We start from the raw sequence: 19724 nt of genomic DNA, 5'->3' as shown, positions 1-19724 counted from the left end.
GTCGTTATTCCTTCCGAGCCGGCGCTGCCTGCGACCGCATCGCCATCAGCATCGCCTGCTGAACCTTGGGCGCGGTATCCTGGACCAGGCGGTTGGTTTCTTCGGTGATCGCAGCCATGAGCTGCGGCACGAGCTGCTGGAACTTCCTGCCCGTGGGTGTGGTGGAGAAGGTAGCGACCTCCTGCACCTGTTCCGGCGTGAGGGCGCCCATCGCTCCGACGACGTCCATGGAGCCCATGACGGCGGCCGGAGTGAGCGCCTGTGCCTTCGGGTTGGCGCGCGCCGCATCGGCTAACTTGCCCGTGTCGACGCTATGGCGGACCGCCTGCTGCATCGCCTGGCCTGTCCCGGAGCGCAGGAAGGCGATCACCTCTTGCTGCTCGGCCGTCGCGAGCCCTTTGGAAACCAGGGCGGCGACGCGGTTGTGGATCGTGGGCAGGCCGGAAGCATATTGCTGGCGCACGACCCGCGCCCCCGCGTTCAGGACTGCCTCGCGAAGCTGCGGATAGCGGGCTTCCATGGCCGTGAACTGCGGTTCGCCGGCGAGGGCACGGGTCGCCTCCTTGCGGAAGGCCGCTTCCGCGTCGGCCACGGTCGCGTCCGCAGGCACGTAGAGTCGGGCGAACTCCTGGGCGGTCGAAGGCGCTTGGGCGAGAGCGGCCGCCGGCAGGGCCAGGACGAGCGCCGCGAGAGGAGCACGCATCATGCCGCCACCATCGTCGCCTGGCGCTCGGGCACGGGGGCGGCGCCCGCCTTTGCGGCCTTGGCCTTCTCCCGCAGGTAGCGGTGGATGTGCTCGGAGACGTCGCGGCCGTCGCGGATCGCCCAGACGACCAGCGAGGCGCCGCGCACGATGTCGCCGGCGGCGAACACGCCGTCGAGGCTGGTCATCATCGACTTGCCGTCGACGCGCAGCGTGCCCCAGCGGGTGACGCCCAGATCCGGGCTGCCGAACAGGGTGGGCAGGTCCTCCGCATCGAAGCCGAGCGCCTTGATGACGAGGTCGGCTTCCAGCACGAACTCGCTGCCGGGATCGACTTCCGGTGCGCGGCGGCCGGTGGCGTCGGGGGCGCCCAGGCGCATGGCGCTTGCGCGGACGGCCGTGACCTTGCCCTCGCCCTCGAACGCGGCGGGGGCGGAGAGCCAGACGAACTCGGCGCCTTCCTCCTCGGCATTGGCGACTTCGCGCTGCGATCCGGGCATGTTGGCGCGATCGCGGCGGTAGAGGCACTTCACCGAGGTCGCGCCCTGGCGGATGGCGGTGCGCACGCAGTCCATCGCGGTGTCGCCGCCGCCGATCACGACGACCTTCTTGCCCTCCGCATTGAGCGCGCCGCCGTCGAAGGCGGGCACCGCGTCGCCGAAGCTCTTGCGGTTGGAGGCGGTGAGATAGTCGAGCGCGTCGACCACGCCGTCGGTGGCGACGCCCGGCGCCTTGATCGCGCGCGGCTTGTAGACGCCGGTCGCGACCAGCAGCGCGTCGTGGCGCTGGCGCAGTTGCTCCATGGTGGCGTCGCGGCCGACCTCGAAGCCTTCGTGGAAGACGATGCCGGCGTCCTTCAGCCGCTGCACGCGGCGGGTGACGACGTGCTTCTCGAGCTTGAAGCCCGGAATGCCATAGGTGAGGAGGCCGCCGGCGCGATCGTGCCGGTCGTAGACATGGACCTCATAGCCCGCGGTGCGCAGCCAGTCGGCCGCCGAGAGGCCGGCCGGGCCCGCGCCGATGATGCCGACGGACTGGCCGCGTTCCGGGCCGACCGCGACCGGCTCGACCCAGCCCTCGTCCCAGGCCTTGTCAGTGATGAACTTCTCCACCGAGCCGATGGTGACGGCGCCGTGGCCGGAGAATTCGATGACGCAATTGCCCTCGCACAGCCGGTCCTGCGGGCAGATGCGGCCGCAGATCTCGGGCATGGTCGAGGTGGCGTTGGAGAGCTCGTACGCCTCGCGCAGCCGACCTTCCGCGGTCAGGCGCAGCCAGTCGGGGATGTGGTTGTGAAGCGGGCAGTGGACCGAGCAATAGGGCACGCCGCACTGCGAGCAGCGGCCGGCCTGCGCCTCCGCCGTGGGCGTCGCATAGCGGTCCGCGATCTCGCGAAAGTCCTCCGCGCGCAACTCCGGCTCCCGCTTGGCCGGATAGGCCTGGGGGCGCGCAACGAACTTGAGCATCTGGTCAGCAGCCATGACTTCCTCCGGCGTGTGCGAAAAGCACAGCCGGAGGGCCAAGTCACGCAATATTCTGTCATTAGGTCAGCAGTGCTGACCTTGTTCATCGCAGAAGCTGCCGGAGTTGCGAAACGCTCGCATCTTCAGCGAAGAAGATACGGCCGTTCCGGACCTACAGCTGCGACAGCCAGACGATGGCGACGCCCCCAGCGACGATTCGATACCAGGCGAAGGGCGTGAAGCCGTGGCGGGTGACGATGCCGAGGAACCAGCGGATCACCAGCAGCGCGACCACGAACGAGACGACGAAGCCGATCGCGATCGCGAGCCAGCCGTCGCTGCCGATCGACTCCGCATTCTTGTAGAGATCATAGGCGGAAGCGGCGAGCATGGTGGGGACGGCGAGGAAGAAGCTGAACTCCGCCGCGGTCTTGCGATCGACGCCCAAGCCCAGCGCGCCCATGATGGTGGCGCCCGAGCGGCTGACGCCCGGGATCATCGCCAGGCACTGGATGATGCCGATGCCGAGCGCCACCTTCCAGCTCATCTGCTCGACGTTGGTCACCTTGGGCGCGCGGACCAGCCGCTCGATCACCAGGATGGCGATGCCGCCGACGACCAGCGCGACCGCGACCGTCATCGGGCTCTCCAGCATCGCCTTGACCATCTTGTAGACGATCAGGCCGATCACGGCGGAGGGCAGGAAGGCGAGCGCGACGTTGCGGGTAAAGGCGATCGCGCGCGGATCACGCCGGCCCAGCCCCACGAACACGTCCCAGAAGCGCCGCCAGTAGAGGACGATCACCGACAGGATCGCGCCCAGCTGGATCACGATCTCGAACGTGCCCGATGCCTCGCCCTTGAAGCCCAGCAGCGCCCCGGCGAGGATCAGGTGGCCGGTCGAGGAGACGGGCAGGAACTCGGTGACCCCCTCGACGATGCCGAGGAGGATGATGGTCAGGAGATCGGTCATGAGCGTCCCGTCAGAGGCCTTCAGGCCGTGTGCGCGTGGCGCGAGAAACGGCCGTAGCGGCGGAACTGGACCAGCCACTGCGGCGCGACCGATTCGAACGGGGTCGGGGTGACGCCGAGCTCGACGAGCCCTTCCGCGCCGGGCGACACCAGATTGTCGTGGCCGAGCATGCGCAGCTGGTCGCGGGTGATCGGCGTGCCCGGAAACGCCGCGACCAGCCCGGCGGTGCCGGTGCCGAGCTCGACGGTGCGGATCTTGCGATCGAGCAGCGATGCGATCTGCCGGATCAGCTCCGCCATCGACAACACATCCGGGCCGCCGAGTTCGAAGGTGCGGCCGCCGAAGCGCTCCGGATCCTCGAGCGCTGCGACCGCGGCGGCGGCGACGTCGACCACGTAGACCGGCTGGAAGCGCGTCTTGGGTGCGATCACCGGCACCACCGGCAGCTTCTCCACCATGCGGGCGAAGCGGTTGGCGAACTGGTCCTCGCGGCCGAAGATCAGCGACGGGCGCAGGATGGTGGCGTTGGGGAAATGCTGGCGCACCGCCGCCTCGCCCTCGCCCTTGGAGCGGGCATAGGGGGTCTCGCCCTGGGCATCGGCACCGATCGCCGAGAAATGGACCAGCGCCTCGACCCCGGCGGCGCGGGCCGCCTCTGCCACGGCGGCGGCGCCCTTGGCCTGAATGGCGTCGGCGTCGCTGCCGAGCGTGCCGGCGAGGTTCACCACCGCATCGGCGCCCATCATCGCGCGGGCGATGGTGTCGGGGCGGCGGACGTCGGCCGCGATGAACTGGGTCTGGCCCAGCGCGCTCTGGGTGCGCAGGAAATAGGCCTGGCGCGGATCGCGTTGCGCGATGCGCACCCGCGCGCCGCGGCGCAGCAGGGCCTGTGCGACATAGCGGCCGACGAACCCGCCGCCGCCGATCAGCGTGATCACCTTGTTCTTCATCGTGCTTGCCTTGGTCTGCCCAGGTTTTTTCGCAAGCCCAGCCCATGCCGCGCCCAGCCCCGAAGGGCAAGGGAGCGCGGGCCTTGGCAAAAAAACGGGGCGCCCGGGAAAAAGTCGTAACGGGGCTGTTGACACCCCCGGCGGGGACCCGTAGAGGCGCCGGCCTACCCCGTGCCCAGATGGCGGAATTGGTAGACGCACCAGCTTCAGGTGCTGGCGATCGCAAGGTCGTGGAGGTTCGAGTCCTCTTCTGGGCACCAGAGACCTTTCCGGCAACGTCCGGAATCGTCCAGTAAGCGGCTGGTTTTCCAGCATTTTATCAGAGAGAATCGCCGAATGGAATCCGGGCTCATCCGCCCGGAACCATCGGCATACCATCAGCTTTGATGGCGTTTTTGATGGTTCCGGCGAGCCCTTTGGAGCTGGCACCATCATGGCACTGAATCACATCCAGATCACCAACGCCAAGCCCCGGGACAAGGCCTACAAGCTGGCCGATTCCGACGGGCTGTATCTTTTTATCCAGCCGAACGGCGCGAAGCTGTGGCGCATGAACTATCGGCACCTTGGCCGGCAGAAGACACTGTATTTCGGCGCCTGGCCCGAAGTGGGGATCGCGGCGGCACGCCATCTCCGCGACAAGGCGCGGGAACAGATTGCAGCTGGCCTCGATCCCGCTGCCGAAAAGCGGATCGAAACCCTCGCGCGCAAGGTTGCCGCCGACAACACCTTCAAGACCATCGCCGAGGAATGGGTAGCCAAGAACGAACGGGAGGGCCGCGCGCCAATCACGCTTGACAAGATTCGCTGGCTGCTCGGCATGGCCTATCCAATGATCGGCACTCTTCCAATCTCGAAGATCACACCGCAGGAGGTGCTCGCCGTCCTGCGGAAGGTCGAAGCGACCGGCCGCTACGAGAGCGCCCGGAGGATGCGCAGCGTGCTCAGCCGGGTGTTCCGCTATGCTATCGCGACGGCACGAGCCGATCGCGATGTTGCTGCCGATCTACGCGGCGCCCTCATCACGCCGAAGGTCCAGCACCTCGCGGCGATCACTACGCCCAGCGAGGCCGGCGGTCTTCTCCGCGCGATCGAAGGCTACACCGGCCACGAGATCACCGCCATCGCGCTTCGCTTGTCACCGCATCTATTCGTGCGGCCAGGCGAACTGCGCAGGGCCGAGTGGACGGAATTTGACACGCAGGGCGCCGTCTGGTCGCTCTCGGCGGAGAAGATGAAGATGCGCCGGCCCCATCGGGTGCCGCTATCGCGCCAGGTGCTGGACATTCTCGAGGAACTCCATGCCCTGACGGGCGATGGTCGATTTCTCTTCCCCTCTTTCCGCTCGCCAAAGCAGTGCATGTCGGAAAACACCGTCAACGCAGCTTTACGGCGGCTCGGCTACAGCCAGGAAGAGATGACGGCGCATGGCTTCCGAGCGATGGCGGCGACATTGCTCAACGAGATGGGTATCTGGAACCCAGACGCTATCGAAAAGCAGCTCGCTCATCTCGACACCTCGATGATTCGCCGCGCCTACACACGTGGCGAATATTGGGACGAGCGCGTCCGCATGATGCAGCACTGGTCCGACTACCTCGACCAGCTGCGCGATGGCGCCAAGATCCTTCGGCCGCAGTTTGGAAAGCGGCGATAGCTGTTGGCGCCGACCCCGAAAGGCTCCCGACCATCGCCTTGGTGCCACGATGCGATATGCCCCTCCGGGACAGCTTGAGGGACTCGCCAGATCGCCAGACTCCAAGGTATGAATTCAAGATGGCAACGGCTGAGACGATAGAACTGATAGAAATGGAGCCGCAGAGCACAGAAGCTGCGGCCCTGTCCTCTATCGTTACCTGGTCGGCCGATTGCCCGGCTTGGCAGCGCGACGCGCTGCGCCGTTTGTGCGGCAGCGACAAGCTTGAGGCCGCCCACCTCGACCAGCTTCTCGCTATCTGCAAAGGCAAGGCGGAGGGCCAGCCGCTCACAGCCGAGCATGTTCGAGATCCTGCGGCCGGACTTGCAACCGTGACTCTCCGGGCGCTACACAGCGCGCAGCACGTCAACGCCATTGTGCCGGACCAGCGGTTGTCTTTCGACAAGACGGGCGTGACCGTGATCTACGGCGACAACGGCGCGGGCAAATCCGGCTATGCGCGGGTGCTCAAGAAGGTCTGCCGCGCGCGATCGGCGGGCAAAGAGGAAGGGATCCTCACCAACATCTACGACGCGAATCCCGGCGTGCCAACCGCGGTCATCGACTTCACTGTCAACGGTCAGAACCGGAGCGCCCCGTGGACGCTCGGCACGGCCAGCGAGCCGGTCCTGTCCGCGGTCAGCGTGTTCGACACCCGCACCGCCAACGTCCATGTCAGCCAGACCAACGACGTGGCCTATACGCCGCTGCCGCTGAAGATTCTCGCGGCCCTCGCCCAAACCTGTCAGGACATCAGAGGCAAGCTTCAGGCGGAGATTGCCGCCCTGCAAAAGCAGACCCCGGCTGCGATCACGCAGCCAACGTGCAGGGCCACAACGAAGGTCGGCAAGCTGATCGGTGGGCTCAGCGCCAGCACAGACCCCGCCGATGTTGAGGCTCTTGCAGCATTGAGCAACGCGGAGCGGACCCATCTCGACAAGCTCAACGGCGACCTTGCCGCCGATCCGGCTAAGACGGCGGCCCGGTTGCTGGCCCTGAAAGGCAAGATCGAAGGCTTCGCCGACAGTCTGCAATCCTTCGCCGCCTCGTCGGAAGGAGCGGCGCAGTTGCTCCGCGACCTTGCCGCTGATTACGGGACAGCCCGCGCCGCAGCGGCGGCCGCCTCGACGGCGCTATTCGCGGACGAACCCCTGCCGAACATCGGCTCTGAGGTCTGGAAAGCGCTGTGGGAAGCGGCGCGAAGCTATTCGGAGGCCGAAGCCTATCCCGGCCGCACCTTTCCTGTCATCGACCGCGCTGTTTGCGTCCTGTGCCAACAGGACCTGAGTCCCGAGGCTGCCGACCGAATGGGCCGCTTCGAGGCCTTCGTAAAGGACGAAAGCAAGAAGAAGGAGGCAGAGGCAAAAGAGGCTTACGAGGCGGCGTTCGCCATCTTTGCGGGCAAGGCCCTCGCGCGCGCCGAAATCGCCGCGATGGTCGCCTGCATCCGTGATGAACTGGGCGACGACCCCTTGGCCCAAAAGGTCCGGCTCGCCGCTCTGACCACGCTGCGCCGCCATCGGCGCATCGCCCGGCACCATGCCGACAGCCCTGCCGCTGCGTATCCAGCAGCGACAGCTCCGCCGGTGGAGGACCTTCGCGCACAGGCCGCAGAACTAGCCACGCGCGCCGCCGGCTTGACGGCCGAGGCCGGTTCCGAGGCCCGCCTCAAGCTGATCGCCGAGCGCGACGAGCTGGCGGATCGACTGTGGTTGGAGGGGATCAAGGCCGATGTGCTGGCGGAGATTGAGCGCCGCAAAGAAATCGCCGCGCTCGAGACGGCGGCGAAGGACACGGCGACCAACCGAATTACCAGCAAAAGCACGGAAATCGCGCAGCAGGTCGTGACCGACGCTCTACGCGCGCGGTTCGCCAAGGAGGTCGCGAGGCTCGAAATTGGCACTCTCGCCGTGGAGCTGAAACAGGAGAAGAGCGCCTTCGGCATCCCAAAGTTCAAGGTGGCCCTGACCCGCAAACCCACCGCCAATGTCGGGGAAGTGCTTTCCGAAGGCGAGCATCGCTGCGTGGCACTGGCGGCTTTCCTCGCCGAGCTGGCGACGACGGACAGCCGGTCCGCAATCGTGTTCGACGATCCAGTCTCCTCGTTGGACCACGGCCACCGCGAAGCCATCGCCAAGCGGCTCGCCGAAGAAGGGCAGCACCGTCAGATCGTCGTGTTCACTCACGACATCGCCTTCGTGTTCCAGTTGGACGAGGAATGCCGCGACCGCGAGCCCGCTACCCACCTTGCGGTACGCTGCGTCAGCAAGGGCAGCGACTTCGCCGGTTACTGCAATGACAATCCGCCGATGCGGGCTATGCCGCTTGGCAACGTCATTGCGGCCATGCAGGCCCGGCTCGACAACGAGAAAGTGCATCACCACCAGGGCAATCAGGCTGCCTGGGAAACCACCGTGCGCGGCCTGCAGGAGCAGCTTCGCACAACATGGGAGCGGGCCGTGGAGGAGGCCGTGTCGCCAGTCCTCCGCCGTCTCGGCAACAAGGTCGCCACAGGCGGCCTTGCGAAGATGACCGCCATCACCCTGGCCGATTGCCAGACCATGCGCGAGGCTTTCGGGCGCTGCTCTGAGCTGCTGCACAGCGAGGCAGCGGGGCTGAACAAGCCCCTGCCGATGCCCGACAAGGTGCAGGTCGAAATCACTGCTCTTAAGGATTGGGTGGAATCGATCGCCCAGCGGCAGGCCTCCATCAAGAACGTGTGAGTTCCATTCATCGGCCCGCTGCGCTGAGCTGGGATTTGCGAGCTGAGGGCTTCTTGTCATTCGCTGGAGCCCCAATCCACGGGCTAAGTGCCAGTCAGCGCCTTCAGGCTCTTGTATGGGATTAGGGTGGATCGGCCCACTTTGACGGTTTCCAGCTCGCCAGACTGGATGAGTTCGTACAGACGCGAGCGACTGATGCCGGTGAGTTGCACCGCCGTCGAGATACGAACCGTCAAGGGCTCGATGACGATGGTGCTCGGCTGACGAGCGTCGTTCTGCTTCATCGCTCAAGCCTTTGACCTGGTGCGCGCAAAACTCTTGTCGCTTTCCAAGAAGGCGACAAGCATGGCCGGAATCAGTTCGGCGACCGGCTCATCCCGTCCGTAGGTTTGGGCATAGAGAGTCGCATAGTCGTGCAGCATCTCGTGCAGAATTGGCGTGATCGTAATCGAGAGCTTGACCGGCGTGCGATCAGGCAGCTTGGCGAGCTTCAGTTCCATCATGCCTCCTATCCGCGCCAGGGCGCGAGAATCAGGTCACGCGTCACCAGCACGCGAACGGGCGCGCCGGGACGGATCGTGATCGTTGGTTGGATGTCGAGATTGCGCTGGGTGATCTGATCGCCGGCGCGCGCGGTATTTGACTGCGCGGACTCGCGAATTGCCTGGACCAGATCGCTTTCGCCCGAGATCGACAGCTCCGATCCGACCCCGAGCAGCGTCGCGATGGCCACACCCTTGAGCAGCGTCCAAGTGTGGAAATCGACCTTGTCGGCGAGGCCGGCATAGCCCGAAGGGTCGGTTGCCGGCATGTTGTCGAGGCGTATGGAGCTGCCGTCGGGCAGGATCAGCCGCTGCCAGATAACCAGTGCTCGCCGCTGTCCGAAGGCGACCACGGAGTCATATCTGCCGATGAGCCGCGCACCTTGCGGTACGAGCAGGATTCGCCCGGTGACTGTGTCGAACACATTCTGCGTCACCTGCGCCGTGACCATGCCGGGGAGATCGGAGCTGAGTCCGGTGATCAGGCTTGCGGCGATGACGCTGCCCGAGAGCACGCTGTTCGGCGAAACGGGAGACACGAGCCCACCCGCGTTGAGATCGCCGCCCGTGTCGCGCGCGGAGGCAAATTGCTCCTTGCGCGTGCCGGGGGTGGCCGGCGTCGAATCGGCGCCAGGGGTTGTTGCCGATTCCGAAGCATCCCGCGCCGGCGGAAGAGCGCCATTTCTCGTGGTCGTTACTTGCGCCATGAGCCCGGACTCGCGCGCCGCCTTGAGATCGGCGAGGAGCTGCTGCCGGGCGGCTTCCGCCGTATCGACGCGAGACGGCGCAGCCGCAGCGTCCGCTTGTTCCTGGGCGCGGAGGATCGGCCGGCCGAGATCGCCTGGCAGCGGCGGCCCGAGCTTGGGCGCGTCGCCATAGCTCGCCGGCAGTCCCGACAGCGCGTCGGATGCAGGCTTGGCCATGGGCTGCGACAATTCGCTTTCCTGAGCGACCTGCCGAAACACCTGTGGTTTGAGCGCCATCCAAGCCACGCCTAGCAGGCTAGCCGAACCGAGCGCGGCAATACCAATGATCGCACCACGGCGAAAGCGGATGGCACGCGCCGGCCGCGAGCGGATGCTGAGCGTCTCCGGATCGAGCTTTGGTTGAGGCGCGGTTGGCGCCGGTGCAGCGCCCTCGGTCATGAGCCCCTCCGCTTCGCTCCCGGCGATACCCGGTCGATCCGCACGACTTGTTGCTTCTTGAGGCCCAGCCGCAATTCGGCGGCGTCGAAGAGCCGGTCGACAACATAGAAGCGCCCACTCAGCCGATAGTTGACCAGCTCGGCCTTGCCATCGGACCCGACCAGAAGCAGCGGCGGCGCCTCGCTGCTCGCCAGTGAGGCCGGGAATTCGACATAGGTCTTTTGCCCGTCGTCGAACGCGCGCACCGGCCTCCAAGCGGGTTTGTCACCGCTGATTGTATAGTTGAAATGCAGCGCCTCGACCGACAGGCCGGCGGCGACCGGCGTAGCGGCACGCTCGGCTTCTTCCTTGCGGCGGAGCGCGAGCAATTCGTCCTGCGGATAGGTCCAGCGCATTGACGACAGCGCAGTGGCCGAGGTGCTGACCAGCTTGATATGGTAGGCGCGGCGGTCGGTGGTGATGACGAGGTTAGTGGCGAGGCCGCTCGAGAACGGCTTCACCAAGACATGCGTCTGCTTCCCGTCGCCCGAGCCGCTGGTCGTGTCGCCGATGACCCAGCGCGCGGTGTCGCCGCTGGCAACGGAGATCAGTGCTTCGCCAGGCTGGAGGACGATGTCGGTTACGAGCCCCGGCGCGGCATAGGCGAGGAAGATCGTGCCCTCGCTGAAAGGATAGACCTGGGCGCCGTTGACGAACCCGGTCGCTGCCGGTTCGATCGTAGCCGCCCGGTTTGCGATCGCGACATGCTGGACCGCCTGCCGACCGGACCGCGTCTGAGCGTCCGCAGGTGCGGCGATGAGGATGCCGGCAAGCGCCGGCAGGACGGCGAGCTTCATCGTTGGATCTCCTGAGAGTTGGTGGTCGATACGCCGAGGGTCGGATCGAGCGGGGAGCCGAGCGGCAGATCGGTCGTGGCCGGAGTCGGCTGCGCGGCGGGTTGGGCGGGTCCCGCGGGCGCGGTATCGAGCTCGCGGCTCCAGTCGATCGCATCGACATAGATGCCGAGCGGGTTCTTGCGCAGTACGTCGGCCGAGGCTGGCGGCCGCGTGACGATAGTGAGGATCGCCGTCCAGCGACTGCTTCCTGCCTGCGACCCGCGCTCGAAAGCGGTCTCCGTCCACTTCACTTGAAAGGACTTGTCGGAGGCGCGCACGACGCTCGTTACTTGGACCGACACGGTGCGCTCGCCGGGATTTGCGAACGGCGATGCCGAACGGGCATATTCGCCGAGAAATTGCGCGCCGCGCTTGGTCGCGAAGTCATAGGCTTCAAGCCAGTCGCGACGCATCAGCACCGGGTCGAGCGACACCGCGCGGACGTTGGTGATGAAATGCGAGAGGTGCCACGCGACCTGCGGATCGGTCGGCCGATACTCGACATCGGCGGCCTGGACGGCGCGTGCCTCGCCGAGCCGGTCGACCTCGACCACATAGGGCGTCACCCGACTTTGCAGCGACTGCCATGCGAGGCCTGCTGACGTCCCCGCAGTCAGGACGAGGCATCCGAACGCCATCAGCCGCCAGTTGCGCGCCTGCACCCGCGCCGAGCCGATCCGCTCGTCCCAGAGTTGCCCGGCGCGCTGGTAGGGCGTCTCGGGTGGTGGCGTGCGCCCGTAGCGCTGCGCACTTCGCTTGAAGAACATGGCTCAGTCGTTCCTTTCCTTGATGTCGGGTGTGGCAGACCCGCCGCCGCGATCGCCTTGCTGGAGCGTGTGGATCGCGAGCTGTCGGCGATGGCGGCTGGTCTGCTGGTCACCCATCGCCCGTGCCCATGCGGGCGTGCCGCTCGTCTCCCCGCCGCCGCCCGGTCCTCCCGATGACGGCGACGGAGAGTTCTGGTTGAGGGCATTCCACGCCGATTGCCGACCGCCGGCGGCGGCTTCCTTGAGACCGAGCGCACCGCTCATGCGCGACCGCGCTGCGTTACCGGCCGCACGCGCGACGCCGCCGAGGCCAGCGCCGACCGAGGACGTGGGCGCGGTTTCCTTGCCGAGGCTGTAGGCGGTCGATGCCGCGGACCCCATTGCGGTGCCCGAGCGGACGGCGCCCAGCGCCGCGCCACCGATCGCGCGCGCTCCGCCGGCCGCCGCGCCGCCCGCCAGCATCGTGACGCCGGCGGCGCCGAGCGTCGTGCCGACGGCTGCGCCTGCGCCGAGTTGCGGTGCGCCGGAGACGAGGCCCGAGGCGATCGCCGGACCGAAGATGCCGAGGCCAAACAGCGACAGGCTGGCGAGGACGAGGCTCATGGCCTGGCCGATGTCCGGCTCCTGACCCTGAAGCGCGTCGGTGAACTCGGTGAAGAAGTTGGAGCCGATTCCGACGATGACGGCGAGCACCATCACCTTGATGCCGGAACTAACGACATTGCCCAGCACTCGCTCGGCGAGGAAGCTGGTCCGGTTCCAGAGCGCGAACGGCACGAGGATGAAGCCGGCGAGGCTCGTCAGCTTGAACTCGAGGATGCAGACGAACATCTGCACGGCGAGAATGAAGAAGGCGACGATCACCAGCGCCCAGGCGAACAGCAGCACCATGATCGTAAGGAAATTGTCGAAGAAGGTCGTGAACCCGACCATCTCGCTCGCTTGTTCGAGCAGCGGCCATGCCGCCGAAAAGCCGGTGCCGGCCAGCCGCCCGGGCTTGAGCAGGTCGTCCGCAGACAGCGTGCCGCCACCGGCGGTCAGCCCGGCCTGCGCGAACGAGCGGAAGATGATGTCGGCGAGGGTCGAAAAGCTGTTCAGGATGAACGCGAACGCGCCGACATAGAGGATCTTCTTGAGGAAGCGGCCGATGACATTGTCCTCGCCGCCCATCACCCAGAACAGGCCGGCGAGCGTGATATCAATGCCGATCAGCGTCGCGGTCAGGAATCCGACGTCCGGTCCCAGCAGCCCGAACCCGCTGTCGATGTAGGTGATGAACGCCTGCAGGAAGCGATCGATGACGTTGAGGTCGTTCAAGGCGGTTCTTCCTGCGTTGGTGAAGGGATGTCGCGGGGCGCGGCTGGGGGAGCTGTGCCGCGCCCCGCGACGGCGACCGGCGGCCGGAGGGGGTAGCCGTCAGTCGCTGGTGACCGGATCGGGCCGTGCGGCCGACAGGGGCTAGTCGGGCGTGTAGGCTGATCCGGAACCGAGGAACTTCTTGGTGGCTGTGCGGGCTTCCGCCGCCTGCGTCGCGCGCCGTGCCTGTTCGACCGCCTCGCTGCGGAACTGCGCCGCCATCATGTGCTGGAGCTGGAACTGTTGCTTGGCGGTGAGCGCGAGGAGCTGGTTGGTCGCCTGCTGCGCCTGGAGCGACCCTTCCGCACCCTGGCTGCGCGCGACGATGTCGGCGAGCGCCTCGGTGTCGGCGTGGATGTTCTCGACCACCTGCGCCTGTACCGTCATCGTCTGGCGAAACGCGCCCATGCTGGCATCGAGCCGCGCGCGGGCATCGCGGATGCGGGCATCGGTGCGCAGCGCGGAGGAGAAGTCCTTCGGGAACAGCGACTGGAACTTGTCGTCGAGCTGGTCGACCCGGAAGTCGATCGCCTGCGCGCGGCCCATCAGCCGGTCGATCTCCGCAAGCTTCTGCTTGATCGCGTTCAGTTGCGGGAAGTCGATCTTGCTGAGGTTCTTGCCCATGTTGACCAACATCTGCGCTTCGTTCTGGAGCTGCTGGATCTGCTGGTTGACGCTCTGGAGCGTGCGGGCGGCAGTCAGGATGTTCTGGGCATAGTTGCTGGGGTCGAACACGACGCCGCCGAACTGTGCGTGGGCCGGGGCCGCCGTCATCGTCATCACGCCCATGCCGAGCGAGCCGCAGGCGCCGAGGCCGAGGACGGCTGCGATCACATGCTTTCGAGTGGGAATACGCATTGCTTGTCTCCTTCTTGGGGGGCTTGGGGAGCGGGAGGACCGGGGAAGTCGGCGGCGAGATCGGCGGCCCAGTTGAGGCCGGCATCGCGCAGGAAGGCTTCGGCGAAGCGGTCGCGGCCGTGTTCGGCGATCGCGGCGCCGATCCGCGCCTGCGCCGCGGGGTCGGACGATCCGCACAGCGTGAGAGCGATGGGGCCGAGGCCCAGCTCGAACAGGCGATTGCCGCGGGCGGATTGGAGATAATAGTGCCGCTTGGGCGTCGCGCGGGCGATCAGCTCGATCTGCCGGTCGTTGAGGCCGAAGCGCGCATATATTTCATGGCCCTGCGGCTCGATCGCGCGATCGTTGGGCAGCAGGATGCGCTGCGGGCAGCTTTCGATGATGGCCGGCGCAATCGCGGAGCCTGCGATGTCGGCGAGGCTCTGCGTCGCGAACAGCACCGCAACATTCTTCTTGCGCAGCACCTTCAGCCACTCGCGGATGCGCGCGGCGAACAGCGGATGGTCGAGGAAGATCCAGGCCTCGTCGAGGATCAGCAGCGTCGGCCGCCCGTCGAAACGCTCCTCCAACCGGTGGAAGAGATAAGTCAGCACCGGCGCGACCGCCCCGGTCTGCCCCATCAGCGCCTCGGTCTCGAAGCACTGGACGTCGGCGAGGCTGAGATGCTGTTCGGCGGCATCGAGCAGCCGGCCGTGCGGACCTTCGAGCGTGCAAGGCTGGAGCGCGATGCGGAGCGCGTTCGACTGGAGCAGCAGCGCGAGGCCGGTCATCGTCCGCTCCTCGCGCGGCGCGGATGCCAGGCTGCCGAGCGCAGTCCATATCGCGTCCTTCACCTCAGGGGTGACGGGCACATTCTCGTGCGAGAGCAGCGCGGCGATCCACTCGGCCGCCCAGCTGCGCTCGCCGGCATCGTCGATGTTGGCGAGAGGCTGGAACGCGAGCGTCTCGCCGTCGGCTTCCGTCGATCCCAGCGCATGATGCGCGCCGCCCATTGCGAGCACCGCGGCGCGCGCGCTGTTGCCCTTGTCGAAGATGTAGACCTGAGCATTCGGGTAACGCCGGAACTGGAGCGCGATCAGGCCCAGGAGCACCGACTTGCCGGCGCCGGTCGGCCCGACCACCATCATGTGCCCGACATCGCCGACATGGGTGGAGAGCCGGAACGGCGTCGAGCCGGCGGTCTTCGCGACCAGCAGCGGCGGGCCGTCGAGATGCCCGTTGCGCACCGGCCCGGCCCAAACCGATGACAGCGGCATCAGATGCGCGAGGTTGAGGGTATGGACCAGCGGCTGCCGGACATTGGCATAGACATGGCCCGGCAGCGACGAGAGCCAGGCTTCGACCGCGTTGACCGTCTCGCGAACGCAGGTGAAGCCGAGGCCGTTGACGATGCGCTCGACCGCGCGGACCTTGTCCTCGACCGCGGCCCGGCTGCGATCGGTGACGGTGATCGTTGTCGTCAAATAGCCGAAGGCGACATGATCGCCGCCGAGCGCCTGCAGCGCCTGGTCGGCATCGACGACCTTGTTGTCGGCATCGCTGTCGAGCAGCTGCGCCGGCGAATTGTAGAGCACCTCGCGCAGCAGCGCGGTGACCGACTTGCGTTTGTTGAACCACTGGCGGCGCAGGCTGGTCAACGTCTTGGTCGCCAGCGTCTTGTCGAGCGCGATGAAGCGCGTGACCCAGCGGTAGCCGAAATCCTGGTGGTTGAGCGCGTCGAGAATGCCGGGGCGGCTGAGGCTCGGGAAGCCGAGCACCGTCAGCGTACGGACATGCAGCTCGCCGAGCCTGGGTTCCAGACCGCCGATAAGGGGCGTGTCGGCGAGAATGCCGTCGAGATACATCGGCGTCTCGGGCGGGGCGACCGCATGGCGGCGATCCGAGATCGTGCCGTGAAGAAAGGTCAGTGTCTCGCTGTCGTCGAGTGGGCGCACCTCAGCCATGAAGCCGGACAGAAGGTCCAGCACGCGGTGGGTCTCAGCGACGAAGCTGTCCAGTGCGCCGCGCCAGTCGCGTTGCCGGTCACCATCGGGGCGCTCGACGAGACTCCGGCCCGCGCGGTCGGTCGTGTCGGCCGGCGGCAGCCAGGTCAGGGTCAGGTGATAGCGGCTCTCGAAATGCGTGCCTTCGGCCTCGAACGCCGCCTGCCGTTCGCCATCGACCAGCCAACTCGCCGCGTCGGGAAAGTCGCTGTCGGGATAGGCCAGCGCTTCGCGCCGCTCGGCGTCGAAGAACAGCGCCCAGCCGCTGCCGAACCGCTTGAGAGCGTTGTTTGCGCGTGCACACGCGGCAACAAGCTCGGCCTCGGTCGCGGATTCGAGGTCCGGACCACGGAAGGCGAGCACCCGGAGGAAGCTGCCGTCCTTGTTGAGTACCACGCCAGGCGCCAACAGCGCCGCCCAGGGCAGATAATCGGCTAGCCGCTCGGCGCGGTCGCGATATTCGCGCAGTCTCAGCATGCGAAATACCCCTTCTGGCGAATGTGGCGGAGGAGGACGGGCGCGAAGCTCGGGTCGCGGCGGGCGGCCATCACGGCGACGCTGTGTCCCACCGCCCAAAGCAGCGCGCCCGCGACCCACTGCTGAAGCCCGAGGCCGACCGCGGCGGCCAGCGTTCCGTTGACGATCGCGAGGCCACGTGGCGCACCGCCGAGCAAGAGCGGCGAGCCCAGCGAACTGTGGATCGGCACTTCGAAGCCGTCGACATGCTGGCCGTTGCCGATCACGAGATCAGCGCTCCGCCGCCGAAGCTGAAGAAGGACAGGAAGAAGGATGAGGCTGCGAACGCGATCGACAAGCCGAACACGATCTGGATCAGGCGCCGGAACCCGCCCGCAGTCTCACCGAACGCCAGCGTCAGGCCGGTCACGATGATGATGATCACCGCCACGATCTTGGCGACCGGCCCCTGCACGGACTCGAGCACCTGTTGCAGCGGCTCCTCCCACGGCATGCCAGAGCCGGCCGCCTGGACCTGGGTGGCGAGCATCAGCGCAACACCGATCGCGGCGCCGACGAGAAGATGCCGGTTGGCGAATAGGCGCGGATTGAGGGCACAGTTCATGGGTCAGGTCTCCTTCGGGTTGGGCTTGGGAAGATCGGCGAGCGCGTAGGCGCCGGTGTCGGGGTCGAGGCCGGCGACGCGCGCGATGGTCGAGACGCGGCGGTCGACGCCGCGCCCGGAGATGAAGACGACGATGTCGATGGCCTCGGCGATCAGCTGGCGCGGCACGGTTACCACCGCCTCCTGCACGAGCTGTTCGATGCGATAGAGCGCGGCGAGCGCGCTGTTGGCGTGGACTGTCGCGATCCCACCGGGGTGGCCCGTGTTCCAGGCCTTCAGCATGTCGAGCGCTTCGGGTCCGCGAACCTCGCCGACCACGATGCGATCGGGGCGCAGGCGCATGGTCGAGCGCACCAGCTCGGTCATCGACACATGCGGGGGCCGCGTGCGCAGCGCTACCGTGTCGGGCAGCGGGCATTGCAACTCGCGCGTGTCCTCGATCAGGATGACGCGTGCGTCCACCCACGCCATCTCGGCAAGCAGCGCATTGGCGAGCGTCGTCTTGCCCGAGCTGGTGCCGCCGGCGACGAGGATGTTGTATCGCTGCGTGACCGCGGCGCGCAGCGCGTCGGCCTGCGCCGCCGTCATCAAACCGTCGGCGATATAGTCGTCGAGCGTGTGGAGCTTCTGCGCGGGCTTGCGGATCGAGAAGCAGGGTGCCGACGAGACCGGCGGCAGCACGCCTTCGAAGCGTTCGCCGGCACGGCCTTCGATATGGGGCGGCAGCTCGGCCGAAATGATCGGATGCTCGGCATGAACTTCTGCGCGCGCATGGCTCGCGACCAGCCGGATGATCCGCTCGACCTGATCGGGCTCCATCCGAACCCCGGTATCGGTGCGGCCTTCACCTAAGCGGTCGAGTCGCAAAGCCCCGTCGGGATTGACCATGATCTCGATGACCAGTGGATCGCGCATGGCGGCGGCGATGTCGGCACCGAGGGCCGTGATCAGCATGCGTCGGCGACGCTCGGCGGAGAGGCCCGTGCTCATTCGCCGTCCTCCGGCGTGGCGACGAGGGTGCGCCGCCCTGTCGAGACCTGCCGCCCGACCTGGGTGACGAAGGCTTCGAAGCGCTTGGCGCCGAGCGCCCTGCCGGCATGATCGTTCTCGGCGAGCGGCGTCTGGATCGCCAGTTCGAACCGGATGAACAGCGCCAGCGTCTCGAGGATCACATAGGCGTCTCGGTCCACCCGTCCGATCGCCTGCGTCAACCGGTCGAGCCGGATCGCGAACCGATCCTCCAGCTCCGACGCACCGCGGCGGTTGAGCCAGGCGGTGACCGCATCGACCAAGATCGCAGACTTGCTGGCACCGGGCTTGGCGGCGAGCGCTTCGAGCCGGTCGGAGAGCGGCTTGGGCAGGAACAGCTGGTGGCGGACCTTCTCCATGGTCAGAATCCCAGCTGCAGGTCGTCGGGGCGGCCCGAGGCGGCATCGAGGCCATAGACCGTACGCGCGGTGCCGAGTGCCTGGACCCGGTCCATCGCGCGGCGCTCGGCGGCCTGGTCCCCGTCGTCTTCGCCGAGACCTAGCGGGTCGGCGATCTCCGGTTCCACGAGGACAGTCGGCTCGATCTCGTGCGCGGGGTGGCGCGCCTGTTCGAGGCCGCCGGCGTCGGCACCTTCGTCGCCATTGACATCACCGACGAGACGCATGTCGGCACCTCGCACCTGACCCACCCAGTCGTCGGGACGGGCGGCGGGAGGGTCGGGATAGCCGGCTCCATCGAGTGCTGGTGAGGCAAGGACGCGGGCGGTGTATCGCCTGTCCTCATAGTAGCGCAGCTTCTTGGCGCGGATCGGCGGGTGGCCCGAGATCAGCACCAGTTCGTCGGTCGGTGCGAGTTGCATAACCTCGCCAGGCGTCAGCAGCGCACGCGCGGTTTCCTGCCGGCTGACCATGACATGCGCGAGCCAGGGCGCGAGCCGATGGCCGGCATAGTTGCGCATCGCGCGCTGCTCGGTTGCGGTCCCCAGCGCGTCGGAAATTCGCTTGGCTGTGCGCTCGTCATTGGTCGCGAAGGCGATGCGGACGTGGCAATTGTCGAGGATGGCGTTGTGCTCGCCATAGGCCTTCTCGATCTGGTTGAGGCTCTGCGCGATTAGGAAGCAGCGCACGCCGTAGCCGGCCAGAAAGGCGAGGCTCGTCTCGAAGAAGTCGAGCCGTCCCAGCGCCGGAAACTCGTCGAGCATCATCAGCAGGCGGTGGCGCCCCTGCGCAGCCTCGCCATCCTTGCCGACGCCGTGCAGCTCTTCGGTCAACCGGCGACCGATCTGGTTGAGGATCAGGCGCACGAGGGGCTTCGTCCGGCTGATGTCCGAGGGCGGCACGACGAGGTAGAGCGAAATCGGGTGCGCCGCTTCGACGAGATCGACGATGCGCCAGTCTGACGTGGCGGTGACGGCGGCGACGGTCGGGTCGCGATAGAGGCCGAGGAACGACATGGCGGTCGACAGCACGCCCGAGCGTTCGTTCTCGCTCTTGTTGAGCAGCTGGACACCCGCAAAAACCGATGGCGTTTCGGGGGCTATGGTGATTCATTGATCAGGAGCGATGATGGAGAGCCGTGGTGGATCCCAAGTCCCTGTTCAGTCTGAGCGACCATCTTGAT

Annotated in this window: 18 protein-coding genes, 1 tRNA gene and 1 pseudogene; 3 read left to right on the top strand and 17 right to left on the bottom strand. The window is 66.9% G+C overall.

Annotated elements, in window-relative coordinates; all coding sequences use genetic code 11:
• Window positions 1-4: 4 nt before the first annotated feature.
• From MHZ35_RS15335 to MHZ35_RS15320, 4 genes are all read right to left on the bottom strand, one after another.
• Window positions 5-706, bottom strand: coding sequence for a DUF2059 domain-containing protein (locus MHZ35_RS15335; RefSeq protein ID WP_239436436.1), 702 nt, complete (start codon window positions 704-706; stop codon window positions 5-7).
• Complete coding sequence (locus MHZ35_RS15330; protein ID WP_239436435.1) at window positions 703-2184, bottom strand: NAD(P)-dependent oxidoreductase; 1482 nt, start codon at window positions 2182-2184, stop codon at window positions 703-705. The genes MHZ35_RS15335 and MHZ35_RS15330 overlap by 4 nt, the downstream gene beginning before the upstream one ends.
• A gap of 154 nt (window positions 2185-2338) precedes the next feature.
• Window positions 2339-3139 (bottom strand): undecaprenyl-diphosphate phosphatase, encoded by an 801-nt coding sequence (locus tag MHZ35_RS15325; RefSeq protein WP_239436434.1) that lies wholly within the window; start codon window positions 3137-3139, stop codon window positions 2339-2341.
• Window positions 3140-3159: 20 nt separating this feature from the next.
• Entirely contained in the window at window positions 3160-4089 is a 930-nt protein-coding gene (locus tag MHZ35_RS15320; protein ID WP_239436433.1) for a complex I NDUFA9 subunit family protein, read from the bottom strand.
• A gap of 173 nt (window positions 4090-4262) precedes the next feature.
• Here MHZ35_RS15320 and MHZ35_RS15315 point away from each other — a divergent pair.
• The 3 genes from MHZ35_RS15315 to MHZ35_RS15305 all read left to right on the top strand — a co-directional run bounded on the left by MHZ35_RS15315 (window position 4263) and on the right by MHZ35_RS15305 (window position 8508).
• Window positions 4263-4349 (top strand) — tRNA-Leu (locus tag MHZ35_RS15315).
• A 173-nt stretch (window positions 4350-4522) separates the two neighbouring features.
• Window positions 4523-5746 carry a tyrosine-type recombinase/integrase gene (locus MHZ35_RS15310; protein ID WP_239436432.1) on the top strand — a complete coding sequence of 408 codons (1224 nt, stop codon included), beginning with the start codon at window positions 4523-4525 and terminating at the stop codon, window positions 5744-5746.
• Window positions 5747-5865: 119 nt separating this feature from the next.
• Window positions 5866-8508 carry an AAA family ATPase gene (locus tag MHZ35_RS15305; RefSeq protein WP_239436431.1) on the top strand — a complete coding sequence of 881 codons (2643 nt, stop codon included), beginning with the start codon at window positions 5866-5868 and terminating at the stop codon, window positions 8506-8508.
• A gap of 83 nt (window positions 8509-8591) precedes the next feature.
• Here the strand turns inward: MHZ35_RS15305 and MHZ35_RS15300 are convergent, their stop codons facing one another.
• The 13 genes and pseudogenes from MHZ35_RS15300 to MHZ35_RS15240 all read right to left on the bottom strand — a co-directional run.
• Window positions 8592-8792, bottom strand: a complete 201-nt coding sequence (locus MHZ35_RS15300) for an excisionase family DNA-binding protein (RefSeq protein WP_239436430.1) — start codon at window positions 8790-8792, stop codon at window positions 8592-8594.
• A 3-nt stretch (window positions 8793-8795) separates the two neighbouring features.
• A complete protein-coding gene (locus tag MHZ35_RS15295) occupies window positions 8796-9011 on the bottom strand; it encodes a DUF2274 domain-containing protein (protein ID WP_239436429.1) in 216 nt (71 codons plus the stop codon).
• Between the two features lie 5 nt (window positions 9012-9016).
• Window positions 9017-10195, bottom strand: a complete 1179-nt coding sequence (locus MHZ35_RS15290; protein WP_239436428.1) for a TrbI/VirB10 family protein — start codon at window positions 10193-10195, stop codon at window positions 9017-9019.
• Window positions 10192-11031, bottom strand: coding sequence for a P-type conjugative transfer protein TrbG (trbG, locus tag MHZ35_RS15285; RefSeq protein ID WP_239436427.1), 840 nt, complete (start codon window positions 11029-11031; stop codon window positions 10192-10194). The genes MHZ35_RS15290 and trbG overlap by 4 nt, the downstream gene beginning before the upstream one ends.
• Window positions 11028-11837 carry a conjugal transfer protein TrbF gene (trbF, locus tag MHZ35_RS15280; RefSeq protein ID WP_239436426.1) on the bottom strand — a complete coding sequence of 270 codons (810 nt, stop codon included), beginning with the start codon at window positions 11835-11837 and terminating at the stop codon, window positions 11028-11030. The genes trbG and trbF overlap by 4 nt, the downstream gene beginning before the upstream one ends.
• A gap of 3 nt (window positions 11838-11840) precedes the next feature.
• Window positions 11841-13154: a P-type conjugative transfer protein TrbL gene (gene trbL / locus MHZ35_RS15275; RefSeq protein WP_239436425.1), complete on the bottom strand. Its 1314-nt coding sequence runs from the start codon at window positions 13152-13154 to the stop codon at window positions 11841-11843.
• Window positions 13155-13295: 141 nt separating this feature from the next.
• The gene (gene trbJ, locus MHZ35_RS15270) at window positions 13296-14051 is read right to left on the bottom strand and encodes a P-type conjugative transfer protein TrbJ (RefSeq protein WP_239436424.1); all 756 of its coding nucleotides are present in this window, start codon (window positions 14049-14051) and stop codon (window positions 13296-13298) included.
• Window positions 14024-16510, bottom strand: coding sequence for a conjugal transfer protein TrbE (gene trbE / locus MHZ35_RS15265; protein ID WP_239436423.1), 2487 nt, complete (start codon window positions 16508-16510; stop codon window positions 14024-14026). Before trbE ends, trbJ begins: the two co-directional genes overlap by 28 nt.
• On the bottom strand, window positions 16504-16776 hold the full coding sequence (locus MHZ35_RS15260) for a VirB3 family type IV secretion system protein (protein WP_239436422.1): 273 nt from the start codon (window positions 16774-16776) through the stop codon (window positions 16504-16506). The genes trbE and MHZ35_RS15260 overlap by 7 nt, the downstream gene beginning before the upstream one ends.
• Window positions 16773-17114, bottom strand: a complete 342-nt coding sequence (locus tag MHZ35_RS15255) for a TrbC/VirB2 family protein (RefSeq protein WP_239436421.1) — start codon at window positions 17112-17114, stop codon at window positions 16773-16775. Before MHZ35_RS15255 ends, MHZ35_RS15260 begins: the two co-directional genes overlap by 4 nt.
• Window positions 17115-17117: 3 nt before the next feature.
• Window positions 17118-18104 (bottom strand): P-type conjugative transfer ATPase TrbB, encoded by a 987-nt coding sequence (trbB, locus tag MHZ35_RS15250; protein WP_239436420.1) that lies wholly within the window; start codon window positions 18102-18104, stop codon window positions 17118-17120.
• Window positions 18101-18502 (bottom strand): CopG family transcriptional regulator, encoded by a 402-nt coding sequence (locus tag MHZ35_RS15245; protein ID WP_239436419.1) that lies wholly within the window; start codon window positions 18500-18502, stop codon window positions 18101-18103. The genes trbB and MHZ35_RS15245 overlap by 4 nt, the downstream gene beginning before the upstream one ends.
• 2 nt (window positions 18503-18504) lie before the next feature.
• A pseudogene (locus tag MHZ35_RS15240) lies at window positions 18505-19617 on the bottom strand (type IV secretory system conjugative DNA transfer family protein); the annotation flags it as partial.
• Window positions 19618-19724: the final 107 nt, after the last annotated feature.

The sequence above is a fragment of the Sphingomonas sp. ACRSK genome (assembly GCF_022346685.1).
Classification (GTDB): domain Bacteria; phylum Pseudomonadota; class Alphaproteobacteria; order Sphingomonadales; family Sphingomonadaceae; genus Sphingomonas; species Sphingomonas molluscorum.
This window is presented reverse-complemented; position numbering and strand designations above follow the sequence as displayed.

Excerpts from the sequence above, each read along its gene's own strand:
- MHZ35_RS15245 (WP_239436419.1), bottom strand. The coding sequence starts at position 18,502 with ATGGAGAAGGTCCGCCACCAGCTGTTCCTGCCCAAGCCGCTCTCCGAC.
- MHZ35_RS15330 (WP_239436435.1), bottom strand. The coding sequence starts at position 2,184 with ATGGCTGCTGACCAGATGCTCAAGTTCGTTGCGCGCCCCCAGGCCTAT.
- MHZ35_RS15255 (WP_239436421.1), bottom strand. The coding sequence starts at position 17,114 with ATGAACTGTGCCCTCAATCCGCGCCTATTCGCCAACCGGCATCTTCTC.
- MHZ35_RS15300 (WP_239436430.1), bottom strand. The coding sequence starts at position 8,792 with ATGAAGCAGAACGACGCTCGTCAGCCGAGCACCATCGTCATCGAGCCC.
- MHZ35_RS15295 (WP_239436429.1), bottom strand. The coding sequence starts at position 9,011 with ATGATGGAACTGAAGCTCGCCAAGCTGCCTGATCGCACGCCGGTCAAG.
- MHZ35_RS15310 (WP_239436432.1), top strand. The coding sequence starts at position 4,523 with ATGGCACTGAATCACATCCAGATCACCAACGCCAAGCCCCGGGACAAG.
- MHZ35_RS15320 (WP_239436433.1), bottom strand. The coding sequence starts at position 4,089 with ATGAAGAACAAGGTGATCACGCTGATCGGCGGCGGCGGGTTCGTCGGC.
- MHZ35_RS15335 (WP_239436436.1), bottom strand. The coding sequence starts at position 706 with ATGATGCGTGCTCCTCTCGCGGCGCTCGTCCTGGCCCTGCCGGCGGCC.
- trbG (WP_239436427.1), bottom strand. The coding sequence starts at position 11,031 with ATGAAGCTCGCCGTCCTGCCGGCGCTTGCCGGCATCCTCATCGCCGCA.
- MHZ35_RS15305 (WP_239436431.1), top strand. The coding sequence starts at position 5,866 with ATGGCAACGGCTGAGACGATAGAACTGATAGAAATGGAGCCGCAGAGC.
- MHZ35_RS15325 (WP_239436434.1), bottom strand. The coding sequence starts at position 3,139 with ATGACCGATCTCCTGACCATCATCCTCCTCGGCATCGTCGAGGGGGTC.
- trbE (WP_239436423.1), bottom strand. The coding sequence starts at position 16,510 with ATGCTGAGACTGCGCGAATATCGCGACCGCGCCGAGCGGCTAGCCGAT.
- MHZ35_RS15290 (WP_239436428.1), bottom strand. The coding sequence starts at position 10,195 with ATGACCGAGGGCGCTGCACCGGCGCCAACCGCGCCTCAACCAAAGCTC.
- trbJ (WP_239436424.1), bottom strand. The coding sequence starts at position 14,051 with ATGCGTATTCCCACTCGAAAGCATGTGATCGCAGCCGTCCTCGGCCTC.
- trbB (WP_239436420.1), bottom strand. The coding sequence starts at position 18,104 with ATGAGCACGGGCCTCTCCGCCGAGCGTCGCCGACGCATGCTGATCACG.
- trbF (WP_239436426.1), bottom strand. The coding sequence starts at position 11,837 with ATGTTCTTCAAGCGAAGTGCGCAGCGCTACGGGCGCACGCCACCACCC.